The organism is Vibrio sp. 10N.247.311.47 (assembly GCF_041467535.1).
In the GTDB taxonomy this organism is placed as follows: Bacteria; Pseudomonadota; Gammaproteobacteria; order Enterobacterales; family Vibrionaceae; genus Vibrio; species Vibrio crassostreae_C.
This window is the reverse complement of the sequence record NZ_JBFSUR010000108.1, coordinates 1-1,270: the sequence shown is the minus strand read 5'-3', so window position 1 is coordinate 1,270 and position 1,270 is coordinate 1. Positions and strand designations below refer to the sequence as shown.

At 39.0% G+C, this 1,270-nt stretch carries 1 pseudogene; it reads left to right on the top strand.

Going from position 1 to position 1,270, the window contains the following annotated elements:
- Positions 1-383: 383 nt before the first annotated feature.
- Positions 384-1,214 (top strand): annotated as a pseudogene (locus AB6E51_RS24455) (lipase); the annotation flags it as partial.
- Positions 1,215-1,270: the final 56 nt, after the last annotated feature.

The following is a 1,270-nucleotide window of genomic DNA, read 5'->3' as shown; positions in this document are numbered from 1 at the left end:
AACATCACTTCACGCTACCCCTTATTCCATATGGGTTTTTCATGATCTTGCCCTGACTTAAATATAACAAATACCACTATAAATATAAACTCACTCACTTTGTCTTATTTTATGTTTAAATAATTGAATTTGTTTGATTATCCCTCTTTTCATATTCCCTTATAAACCTTTTTGAGGTTGTTTAATGTGGTTTCAGGTGCTTGCCGCCAGTCGCTATTAGATCATTAACGGGTGACGCTGATTTAGTGGGTGTGGGTTAACTGCTCAAATTTCTTACGTAGTTTTATCAACGTGTCATTCCAACTCTGTGTTGCCTTGCTCTCTACGAATAAAAGTCGAGCTTACCTCCGACTCAATCGGCAATTCAAATAACGATAAATCGCATGACCACACCAGTTAAATGCGAAAGCTACGAAGGAGCTGTTTTGAAAGATTTCAATAAGCCGTATATATGTGGACTAATTACGCTTGCCTTACTCGGCTGTCAGTCTGAAGACTCGGCTCAAGATGCCGTATTGATATTGGTTCCCTACAACATTAATGAATTACCATAACCGAACGATGGTTATGGGTATGACGAGGATGGAACAATATCCGGTGTCGGTGAAGACGTTGTCGTAATGTCATCGACTAACGACGCGTATTATCAGGACTACAACAACTCATACGCAGCCCTAGACGGTTGGGGACTTTGTGCAGAACCGATTTTGATTCCTCTAAAAAGTGTTAATTCTGATAAACGTTATCCACTCAATAACGAAACCTTAGCCGGGAATGTTGTATTAATTGATGAAATAACAGGCGATGAAGTTGACACTCAAATATCGGCCGATGGTTCAAATATCAAAATTCAATGTGAATCAGGGTTAAAAGAAGATACGACTTATTCGATCGTTGTGACTGATGGGGTAAAAACAGAATTTGATGAACCTTTAAAAGCAGACGCTAGTTTTGAGCAATTAATATACTCCGAGGCACAATTTAATAGCGAGAAGGAACAAGACCTTCATACTCAAGTTATTAGCGCTATAAGCTCATATGAAGATTTATATCCGGGTAAAGGAATTCCTGTATATGCAGCGCAGTTTAAAACTCAGAGTTCTTATGCTCCCTTGGATGCGATGAAATACAACCATGAGGTATTTGGAACTTCGTTTACTGGTCAATTAAATCCGATTACAGAACGGAAGAAAGATTACGATCTCTATACCAAATAGCGGCGTTGTTAATGATATGGACACTTCCACCCACCGTCTAAACTTATAGTCGG